This window comes from Actinospineispora acaciae DSM 45401, assembly GCF_000620785.1.
In the GTDB taxonomy this organism is placed as follows: domain Bacteria; phylum Actinomycetota; class Actinomycetes; order Mycobacteriales; family Pseudonocardiaceae; genus Pseudonocardia; species Pseudonocardia acaciae.
The window spans coordinates 1-9010 of the sequence record NZ_JIAI01000045.1 but is presented as its reverse complement, the minus strand read 5'-3'; the positions used below and the strand labels follow the sequence as shown (position 1 = coordinate 9010).

The window sequence follows — 9010 nt, the reverse complement described above, 5'->3', positions numbered from 1 at the left end:
CGCCGCCCCCCAGCCGAAGCCACCGACACCATCACCAACACCCCAACGGGATCCACCAAGCCGACAAACGCTCAGCGCTCAGAACACCGGCCACGCACGGATACGAAGACACGCCGCATGACCACGCTTTTCTGGGGCTCATCCGGCACCCAGATCCGACCGGAAACACCACCCACGGTCACGTCACGCGGGAAGCGACACCCAAGCGCGGAGCACTCAAGTACCGGCCCTGGCATCCACCACAAGCGCCAAACAACACGGCGGACGCGAGCGCCAGAGTACCTCCCCGCACCGTCGACGCAACCCAGATGAGTTGAACCGCTCCGAGGTTTGCGGTTCGCTGCCATGAACCGACGTGCGTGTGGACCGGTCGATGATCAGGCCGGGAGGGGTGGGGATGGGTACCGGCGGGGATAGTTCCGGGCCGATGTCGCCGTGGGACCGGGTGGCCAGCCGGTTGGCGTGTGAGACGTTCGTGTTCACTGTGGTGGCCGTCCATCTAGGGCTCGGTCCCGAGGACCGCTACCGGCGGCCCTGACATCCGTGACCAACCGCCTACGCAATCTGGCCCAAGACATCCTGCCCCCGTTCCCTATCTCCGAGCTCGGCCACAAGGTGACCGAGCCTTAACCCGGATCTCCGGTACGAATGCGGTTCGGACTCGATGAGGGTGGGGCCATGGCATGTCGATCTGCACGCGGGCGCGGGCGGGCGCTGGTCGTCGTTGTGGTGGCCGTGGCCACGGCGGTGCTGGGCGGGTGCGGGCGGCCCGGCCCCAGCGCACAGGCCCCGGCGCCGAGCAACCAGATCGTGGTCACCAAGGCCGACCGCCCTCAGGCCAAGGACCTGAAGGACTCCGACGCCCTAGCGCTGCGGGACCCGGCGCGCGCCCCGGATGTCGCCCGCGTGACGCCGGTGGTCACCGGCACCACGTCGATCACCACACAGCAGACCGTGCAGGCGAAGTTCTTCGGTTCCACAACGGACTACGTGGCCTTGACCGGCCACAAGCTGGCCGCCGGCGACAACTTCACCACCGCGCAGGAGCGTTCCAGGGCGAAGGTGGTGCTGGTTGGCCCCGCGCTCGTGACGTCGCTGTTCGGCGGCGACACGCGCGCGGCGGTGGGCGCCGACGTGCAGATCGGGCGGTCCCGCTTCCGAACCATCGGCGTCCTGGAGCACTCCGCCCAGGACGACGACGCGATCATCATGCCGCTGGGTACCGCCCAGGTGTCCATCCTCAGCCGGCACGCGGCCGACACGGTGAACACGATCATCGTCGAGTCGAAGAGCCCGAGCTCCGTCGACGCGGCGTTGAACCAGGTGTACGCGGTGCTGGACGCACGGCACAACATCCGCACACCGCAGGACCGCGACTACACCGCCGAGGTCAAGTGACGCCACGGGTGTTGACCGGGCCCCGTACCCGACATAAGGTGATCGCCGCTCGGTACTGACACGGATCGATGTGTAGCTGTCCATCCTTCCGCCGCCGGGCACGTAGGTCTCGGTGTGTTGTAGCCACGGAGTCCAGGTCCATCACTTGTGTCCTGGTCGCGACCGCACGCGGTGCGGCGCACCCGTATCCGTCTGGATAACACCGATGAGTTCCGTCCTGCAGTTGATCAGGTTTGTTACTGACGGCCTGCGCGACACCATTGACTCCTTCGCCACCGGCGCGCTGCCGCTGCACCGGTTCGCCTGGGAGGTGCAGTCCCGTCTCGACTCGCTCGCCGATCTCGTTGACCGGCGAGCCCTAGCCCCGCTGCGGTCCACGCAGTGCATCGTCGCCACGATCGACATCGCACTGCGCGAGTCCGGCCGCACCGGAACGACCACCAGCGAGAAGCGGATCCTGGCCAGTGCGCTGGCCGCGATGCGCGGCGAGCTGGACCGGTTGACCACCACGTCCCTCGGCACCCCAGCGCGAACCGTCCCGCTGGTCACCCCGGCACAGGCCGCATAGGCGTCTGCGATGACCGCGAACCGAACCAGGTCACCGCCGTCCGGGCCGACGAGCCATGGTCATCAGGCCACCACGGTTGCTATAGCACTCCGAAAAGGTGCGTAGTGGCCTGATGACCATGGACGCGGTGGGCTACCCTGGCTGCGCGCCACGGTTCCGGCGCGTTGGTGCAGGGCGTCAAGCACCGACAGCGGGGCCGGCGCCGCGTGACGTCCACCGCGGTTGGCGTATCGCCGCTCTACGGCGCTTCCTCTTTCTTTGCTTCTCGACGCTTGTGTGTGGAGTGATCACTGTGCGTATGTCCGTGATGCTTGGCGGCGCGGCGCTGGTGCTGGCCGGGGCCACGGTCGCCGGTCCGGGCGTGGCGCCGGACAGCACCGCCGCCCCGTCGGCCCCCGCCGTGCGCGCGGTGGCCGCCGTGACGCCGCTACCGACCAAGGACGACACCGACGGCATGGGCGGATCGGGTGGCGCGGACGGGTCGTCGGGTTCCAGCGAGCCCGCCGTGGACGGTTCGGTCGGGGTGCGGAAGGCGCCCTCGCAGTCCGGCGCCGGAGGGTCGGCGGCCGCGACCGAGACCGAGGCGACCTCCGGGAAACCGAAGGCCGCTACGACGGGCCCCGAGGAGGAGCAGGGCTCGTCTTCCCCGGCCGCAAGCGGTGGGGACGACGGCGGCGACTCGGGCGGGATCATGGGGATGATCAAGTCCGTGGTGTCCAAGATGTTCGCGGCCGTCAACGGCGGCTAGTAGCCGCGTCAAGCCTCTCCCGAGGGGTCCACCCATTCGTGTCAGGTGCGGCGAAACGGTGTTTGTTGGCGCGGGTGCCCGGTTTACGCTTGTGGGCGTGACCCGGTAGCTCCGGACGCCTGGGCTGAAAAGCGCACGCTACGGAGACGGTGTCCCTCGGTGTGAGTGTGCCACGGATGGGCCTCCGGGCAGTGAGGTTTGCGCTGGTCAGAATGGCCTGACCAAAGCCGTGGTTCCCGTATGGCCGGAGCCGCCGAGCTGTGCGCGCGCCTCGCTCCCCTACTCGTTTCTGAGTTGGTCGCGACGCGGCCACAGGAGCCCTCACCATGCCGAACGCCCACCAGGGCAGCGACGCACCCGCCGTGTGCGCACTGCCCGGCTGCTCGAAAGTGATCAAGGACGTCCCGTCCGGCGAGGCCCGGCGGTACTGCTGCCCGGCGCACCGCAAGATCGCCCGCAAGCGCCGCCGAGACCGGCGCGCGACGCCGGTCGCCTCGACCGCCGGCCGGCCTGACCGCTCGAACGCCCCGGTACCGGCGGGCGTCGCGGCGGCCACGGATCTCGTCACGACGAACGGCTGGCACGTGCCGCCGGCACCGCCGGTCGAGCACCCGACGAACGGCGCGGGCGCGTTCGCGGCGCCCGGCCACGACGACATGGCCCCGGCCCCGGCCCGGCAGCAGTACCGCCGGCTCGTGCCGGAGCCCCGCCCGCGCTGGTACCGCCGCCCCACCCGGCCCTTCGCCGCGCGCGGTTTCCGGCGCAATCGCCCGCGCTACACGCTGCCGCCGCTGCCCTCGGACCCGGAGTGGCTCCGGCCCTCGACGTATCTCACCCAGGAGCCGCGGCGCGCGGTCATCCACGTGGGTCGTCCCACCGCCCCGCCGGTGCCCGCGCCCGCGCCCGCGCCCCCGCCGGCGGCGGCGGCCCCAGCGGCGCCGGCCGCCGTTCCGCCCCCCACGCCCAGCCCGGCCCCGACGCCCGCGCACCGGCCGGCGCCGATGCGGATCCCGGCCATGGCCGGGCCCCCCGCGCAGCTGTGGGCGTGGGCGCCGGCGCCGGTCGCGCCGGCACAGCCACCGGGCTGGCAGGCGTTTGCGCCGCCGCCCCGGCTGGAGCCCTCGGTCGAGGCGACGCAGCCGATCGAGCCCGTCACCCTGCCGAACGCCCTGATCCCGGCCCAGCCGCCGCCGCCCTCGGTCCCCGAACCCGCGCCGCCGGTGCCGCCAAGCCCCTGGGCGTGGTCAAGCCCGTGGGAGCCCCCGCCCACGCCACCGACCGCGCCACCGACCGCGCCACCGCCGCCTCCCGAGCCGTCCAGGTCGGCCGCCGAACGCGTGGCCGCCTGGGCTCGGGCGGCGTGGGCCTGGTGCGCGCCGCGCTGGGCGGCGATGACGGCCGACGGTGGTGTGCTGGCCCGTCCGCACGCCGCGCTCACCCAGTTCCGGACCGCCCGCCAGCAGCGCAGGGCGGCCACCGAGGCCGACCGGCGCGACGCCGAGGCGGTGCTGCGCGGCGCGCCGCTGCCCGGCGAGCCCGTCGTCGAGCCCAAGCGGCGCAAGCGCCGGCCGCAACCGGTCGCCTTCCAGGCCGCCGAGAACTCCGCGCTGGCCGGCCAGATGCGCGAGGCCCTGCTGGCCGCCCTGCACAGCCTGACCATGAACAAGCTGCGCTCGCTGCTGACCACCGTGGGGATCGTGGTCGGCGTGGCCGCCGTGATCGTGCTGGTCGCGCTGGGCAACGGGATGAAGGCGAGCTTCGACGCCGAGTTCGGCAAGCTGGCCAACCAGATCACCATCCTGCCGGCGAAGAGCTCCTCACCCGCCGGCCAGGCATCGCGGAACCTGACCGACCGGGACGTCAAGGCGCTGGGCGACCACCAACGCGCCCCGCACGTCGCGGCGATCTCCCCCGCCATCGTGGGCAACGTCCCGGTGAGCGTGGGGCAGAACAAGGACAAGGCGACCCTGGTCGGCGCCCAGGCGAACTACCTGGAGCTGCTCAACCGCCGCCTGTCGGCCGGCCAGTGGTTCACCGACGCGCAGATCAGCAGCGGCGCGCGGACCGCGATCATCGGCCAGGAGTCGGTGAACCTGCTGTTCGGATACGACACCGACCCTCACCAGGTGCTCGGGACCCGGATCCGGCTCGGCCACAGCGTGTTCACCATCCAGGGCGTGCTCGCCCCGGACGGCCAGAACGACAAGGCCGCGATCGTTCCGTTCGACGCGGCGCGCGCGCACCTCGTGGGCGACCGGGGCGGCAAGATCGACATGATCATCGTCAAGTCGACCAGCCCGGCCACCGTCCAGCAGGCCACCTCCGAGGTGATCAGGATCCTGGACCAGCAGCACAACATCCACCAGGCTGCGGACCGCGACTTCAACGCCCAGAACTTCACCGAGCTGCTCAGGAAGAACTCCCAGTACGTCAACTTCCTGACCATGTTCATCGTGGCGGTCGCGGCGATCTCGCTGTTCGTCGGCGGCATCGGGGTCGCCAACATCATGCTGGTCGCGGTCACCGAGCGGACCAGGGAGATCGGCATCCGCAAGGCCATCGGCGCCAAGACGACGGCCATCCTGCGCCAGTTCCTCTCCGAGGCGGTGATGTTGACCGGGCTCGGTGGCCTGATCGGCATCGTTCTCGGCCTGGGCATCACCCAAGCCGGGATCATGCTGCTGCCCCGCTTCGGCGCCGGCGACCCGGACAGCCAGATCCCGCTTCCGGTCATGTCCCTGGAGCCCGTGGTGATCGCGTTCGTGGTCAGCCTGGTGATCGGCGTCGTCGCCGGCGGCTACCCCGCCAACCGCGCCGCCCGGCTACGCCCGATCGAAGCGCTGCGCTTCGAGTGACCGCTACGACCAGCGCCGCCCGATCGGCACCGGCGGGCCGGCCTCGACCCACATGACGAGCTTCTGTCCGAGCTGAGGAGTCACCGCCCTGGCCCGCAGCAGGCGCACCACCGAACTGTGGTTGTCCCAGCTGCTCAGGTCGGTCGTCCGGGTGGAGTCACACCCGGTCGCGATCACCGACCCGTCGGAGCCGGTGATCTCGAAGAGGATCCGCATCGTCATCACGCCGCCGTCCGCCCGCACCAGGCCCACCGCTTGGGCCCCGGCGGCGCGTCCTTGTCGGCGGCCGAGCTGATCTTCTTCGCCCGCCGCGCGATGTGAACCAGCACGCAGGGCCAGCGCACCGGCCGGTACACCCCGCAACCGGCGCAGGAACCGTCCTCCCGAGCGGTGTGGCGCTCAAGGATCCGGGCGGTCGCGCCCGGCTGCCCGGCGACGAACCACGCCGCGGCGTCGATGGGATCGGGGGTCGTGTGCCTGGTCATCAACGTGCCCTTGGCTAGGTCCGGTTCAGTACGATGGCATTGACACGTAGACTAGAACTAGGTCTGAGATAGTCAAGCGTGTCGATCGGGTGAACCCCCACGGGGAAGTGGAGAGGACACAGGGATGAGCGAGCACGTCAGTCCCACGCTGCGCAGGCGCCGCCTCGGACGGCAGGTCCGTGAGCGCCGCATCGAGCTGAATCTCTCCGGCGCGGAGTTGGCTCGCCAGATCGGGAAGATCAACCAGTCGCGGCTGTCCAAGATCGAGATCGGTAAGGCCAGGATGACCGAGGTCCAGCTCCGCAAGGTCATCGAGATCCTGCAACCGTCGCCCGAGCAGGCCGAGGAGTGGCGCGAGCTGTGGCGCCAGGGTGACCAGCTCGGCTGGTGGGCCGAGTTCGCCGACGTCATCGAGGAGAACGGCGGGATGCTGGTCGGGCTGGAGGCCGACGCCGCGCACGTCCGGCAGTACATCGAGGCGTTCGTCCCCTCGATGCTGGTCACCGAGGAGTACACCCGCGCCGTGGTGTACGCCTCGCAGAGCGCCCGGCCGACGGACATGGGGCGCATCGTCGAGTTCCGGCTGGAACGCCAGCGCCGACTCGACGACCCGAACTTCCGCTACACGGCGGTGATCGCCGAAGGCGCGCTGCACCGGCATGTCGGCGGCAGGGACGCCATGGCACGCCAGCTCCGGCACCTGCTGGACGCCCAATGGGAAGCCACGGTCGAGGTGCTGGTCGTGCCGTTCGAGGCCGGTAACTACGCCGCGCAGGGCATGGCCTTCGAGATCATGCGGTTCGCCAACCCCGAAGATCCCGAGTGCGTCTTCGTCGACTCCTGGCCGTCGGCCGCGGTGTTCCTGGAGAAGCCCAGCGAACAGCGCTACTACAGCAACCTCTACAGCGTCGCGGCCAGCAAGGCGCTCGACGTGGAGCGGTCCCGCGAGCGCATCGAGCAGATCTGGGCGACCATGAGCCTATGACCAGGAGAAGGACCATGGCAGCGCTTCGGGCTGGCGACTACGTCAAGTCCAGCTTCTCGTCGGAGAGCCGAGCCGGTGACTGCGTGATGCTCTGCACCGTGGACGGGTGGATCGGCATGCAGGACAGCAAGCAGTACCCGACGACACCGCCGGCCGAACGCACCACGCTCGGGTTCACCAAGGCCGAGTTCGCCGCGTTCCTCACCGGCGTGAAAGCCGGCGAGTTCGACCACCCGAGCACGTAGCCGCAGGCGACCGCACACAGCGCTGCGCCGCCGCACACACGTCTGGACATGTGTACCGCGACCACACGGTGTGTGCGGTGTCCGAGGTTTCCTTCCGCCCCGAACGCCCAGGTCTACCGGTCCGGCTCGGCGTCCATGAGGCCGCGCAACCCGGCGTTGTCGTCCAGGTCGACGCCGGCGCGAGGGGCACCGGGGGCCGTCCTTGCACCGCCTTCGCCTCGCTGATCGGGGCGCTGGGCGACGACGACCAGGCCGCCGACGCCGGCCACGGTCTTGGGCAGGCGCAGCTCGGCGACCGGGTCGAGGCCGGCGGCGGTGAGCAGGGTGGTGAGCTGCTCGGGCCGCCAGAGGTGGGTGGTCCAGGAGACCGGCACGTCGCCGTAGGCCTCGGTGCGTTCGATCTCGCCGTCGCCCATGTGCGTGGCGACGATGAGGTGCCCGCCGGGGACCAGCGCCCGGGCGAAGGACTTCAGGACGGACGGGAGCACGTGGCGCGGCAGGTTGAACAGCGACCACCAGCCGAGGATCCCGCCGTAGGAGGAGTGCTCCAGGTCCAGCTCGGTGGCCGAGGCGACGGTGAAGCACTGGCCGGGGTGCAGGCGGCGGGCGTGTTCGATCATCCGGGCGGAGAGGTCCACGCCGGAGACGTCCAGGCCGTGCTTGGTGGCCAGGTAGGCGGTCACGGATCCCGGGCCGCAGCCGACGTCGAGGACCGGGCGGTCCAGGTCGCGCACGGCGGTGGCGAAGGCGTCGATGGTGGCGTGCAGCCAGGGGTGGGTGGTGATGTCGCCGAGGTTCATCTCGACGTAGTTGTCCGCGACGCGGTCGTAGGAGTCGCGCACGGTGGCGAGGTCGGCGGGTTGTTCGATCCGGGGAGCGGTCACGGTGGCCGACGCTAACGGCCGGCCCCGACATCGGCGGCCGGTGTGGTCAGGCCGGTGAGGTTGGCGTAGTCGGCGCGGAGCCGGTCGGCGGCGCGGATGGCCTGGTGGATGCCGTGGTTGGCGGGCGCTTCGGTCGCGGTGGGGTGGGCGCGTAGTTCGCCGAGGACGAGCCCGAGCGCGCCGAAGGTGCCGTCGGTGACCGCGTCGGTGGACAGGTCCTCGGCCAGCCAGCTCAGGTAGTCGCCGAGCGCGACCTCGCCGTTGTCGTCGCCGTTGTCGTCGCTCGGGTTGGGGTGCAGCTCGGCGCGGGCACACTCGCGCAGCAGCCGGTCCAGGGTGGCGGTGATGACCGGTCGGTGCTCGGCGATCCAGCGCCGTCGGGGCCCGGCTTGGGCGGCGGCGCGGCGGGCGGCGCGGGTGGCGTGCACGTCCGCGCCGCGTTCGGCGCGGGTCCGGCCTCGGTGGCGGGTCAGCGCGGAGGTGGCGCCGTCCCCGGTGGCCGCGCGGGCCGGGGTGGCGGCGTGGCGGGCGCGTTCGTCGAGCAGCGCGGCGCCGCGGTCGAGGTAGTCGCGCATGCCCTGGCGGCTGCGGATGCCCAGGAACGCGCCCAGGTCCGACAGCGACAGCCCGTAGCGCTGCGCGCGGGCGAGCAGCTCACGCTCGCGGGCCTTGTGGTCCCACCAGCACCACGCGGAGAGGATCAGCTCGTCCCACACGTCCGCGGCGGCGAGCCCGGCCGGCAGCTGCGTGGGGCCGGGTTGGGAACGTCGGCGTAGGTAGTCCAGCGCTCGGTAGTGGGCTTGCGGGCCGTCCGCCTCGGCCTGCCACCAGTGTGGGTCTTC

10 protein-coding genes are annotated in these 9010 nt (G+C 71.3%); 6 read left to right on the top strand and 4 right to left on the bottom strand.

Annotated elements, in window-relative coordinates; translation table 11 throughout:
• Window positions 1–678 precede the first annotated feature (678 nt).
• From N912_RS0147620 to N912_RS66710, 4 genes are all read left to right on the top strand, one after another.
• Window positions 679–1398 carry an ABC transporter permease gene (locus tag N912_RS0147620; protein WP_169748091.1) on the top strand — a complete coding sequence of 240 codons (720 nt, stop codon included), beginning with the start codon at window positions 679–681 and terminating at the stop codon, window positions 1396–1398.
• Between the two features lie 205 nt (window positions 1399–1603).
• Window positions 1604–1966, top strand: a complete 363-nt coding sequence (locus tag N912_RS0147615; RefSeq protein ID WP_028927960.1) for a hypothetical protein — start codon at window positions 1604–1606, stop codon at window positions 1964–1966.
• A 298-nt stretch (window positions 1967–2264) separates the two neighbouring features.
• Window positions 2265–2714, top strand: coding sequence for a hypothetical protein (locus N912_RS0147610; RefSeq protein WP_028927959.1), 450 nt, complete (start codon window positions 2265–2267; stop codon window positions 2712–2714).
• Between the two features lie 326 nt (window positions 2715–3040).
• Window positions 3041–5569, top strand: coding sequence for an ABC transporter permease (locus N912_RS66710; RefSeq protein WP_156994457.1), 2529 nt, complete (start codon window positions 3041–3043; stop codon window positions 5567–5569).
• A 3-nt stretch (window positions 5570–5572) separates the two neighbouring features.
• Here the strand turns inward: N912_RS66710 and N912_RS0147600 are convergent, their stop codons facing one another.
• Window positions 5573–5791 carry a hypothetical protein gene (locus N912_RS0147600; RefSeq protein ID WP_156994456.1) on the bottom strand — a complete coding sequence of 73 codons (219 nt, stop codon included), beginning with the start codon at window positions 5789–5791 and terminating at the stop codon, window positions 5573–5575.
• Entirely contained in the window at window positions 5791–6054 is a 264-nt protein-coding gene (locus N912_RS0147595; RefSeq protein WP_028927956.1) for a hypothetical protein, read from the bottom strand. Before N912_RS0147595 ends, N912_RS0147600 begins: the two co-directional genes overlap by 1 nt.
• Window positions 6055–6178: 124 nt before the next feature.
• On the opposite strand from N912_RS0147595, the gene N912_RS59485 reads away from it, so the two are divergent.
• Complete coding sequence (locus tag N912_RS59485) at window positions 6179–7039, top strand: helix-turn-helix domain-containing protein (RefSeq protein ID WP_037070400.1); 861 nt, start codon at window positions 6179–6181, stop codon at window positions 7037–7039.
• A 14-nt stretch (window positions 7040–7053) separates the two neighbouring features.
• Window positions 7054–7284, top strand: a complete 231-nt coding sequence (locus N912_RS61710; RefSeq protein WP_028927955.1) for a DUF397 domain-containing protein — start codon at window positions 7054–7056, stop codon at window positions 7282–7284.
• 113 nt (window positions 7285–7397) lie between these two features.
• On the opposite strand, the gene N912_RS59480 is transcribed toward N912_RS61710, so the two are convergent.
• The gene (locus N912_RS59480) at window positions 7398–8168 is read right to left on the bottom strand and encodes a class I SAM-dependent methyltransferase (RefSeq protein WP_156994455.1); all 771 of its coding nucleotides are present in this window, start codon (window positions 8166–8168) and stop codon (window positions 7398–7400) included.
• Between the two features lie 11 nt (window positions 8169–8179).
• Window positions 8180–9010 (bottom strand): hypothetical protein (locus N912_RS64870; RefSeq protein WP_028927954.1); only part of this gene is annotated, 831 nt, incomplete at its 5' end.

What these genes read in the sequence shown, in the direction of transcription:
- N912_RS59485 (WP_037070400.1), top strand. Translation starts at nt 6,179, where the DNA reads ATGAGCGAGCACGTCAGTCCCACGCTGCGCAGGCGCCGCCTCGGACGG.
- N912_RS0147610 (WP_028927959.1), top strand. Translation starts at nt 2,265, where the DNA reads ATGTCCGTGATGCTTGGCGGCGCGGCGCTGGTGCTGGCCGGGGCCACG.
- N912_RS61710 (WP_028927955.1), top strand. Translation starts at nt 7,054, where the DNA reads ATGGCAGCGCTTCGGGCTGGCGACTACGTCAAGTCCAGCTTCTCGTCG.
- N912_RS0147595 (WP_028927956.1), bottom strand. Translation starts at nt 6,054, where the DNA reads ATGACCAGGCACACGACCCCCGATCCCATCGACGCCGCGGCGTGGTTC.
- N912_RS0147620 (WP_169748091.1), top strand. Translation starts at nt 679, where the DNA reads ATGGCATGTCGATCTGCACGCGGGCGCGGGCGGGCGCTGGTCGTCGTT.
- N912_RS0147600 (WP_156994456.1), bottom strand. Translation starts at nt 5,791, where the DNA reads ATGACGATGCGGATCCTCTTCGAGATCACCGGCTCCGACGGGTCGGTG.
- N912_RS0147615 (WP_028927960.1), top strand. Translation starts at nt 1,604, where the DNA reads ATGAGTTCCGTCCTGCAGTTGATCAGGTTTGTTACTGACGGCCTGCGC.
- N912_RS66710 (WP_156994457.1), top strand. Translation starts at nt 3,041, where the DNA reads ATGCCGAACGCCCACCAGGGCAGCGACGCACCCGCCGTGTGCGCACTG.